This window comes from Comamonas sp. B-9 (assembly GCF_000410635.1).
Lineage (GTDB): Bacteria > Pseudomonadota > Gammaproteobacteria > Burkholderiales > Burkholderiaceae_C > Comamonas.
In genome coordinates, this window is record NZ_KE148594.1 from 1 (window position 1) to 302 (window position 302).

General features: G+C 69.9%; 1 pseudogene. It reads left to right on the forward strand.

Annotated features, from left to right (window positions below):
* Window positions 1–302 (forward strand): annotated as a pseudogene (locus tag H928_RS28040) (ABC transporter permease); the annotation flags it as partial.

The window sequence follows — 302 nt, forward strand, 5'->3', positions numbered from 1 at the left end:
CTGGGCAAGCCGCAGGCCGCGAGCCGCAGCCATGGCCTGCGCGAGCAGCCGCTGCGCGCGCCCCCGCCTGCGTTGAAGGCCGTGGGAGCTGCTGTGCTGCTGGCCTTGCTGGCGCTGCCCTGGACGGTGGATGCACAGTCCTACACCCTGGTGCTGATGGTGGACCTGGTCATTGCCGCGCTGTTTGCCACCAGCCTGCATTTCTTGATGGGACCGGCGGGCCTGCATTCCTTTGGCCATGCGGCCTTCTTTGGCCTGGGGGCTTACGGCGCGGCGCTGCTGCTGAACGCGGCCGGCCTGCC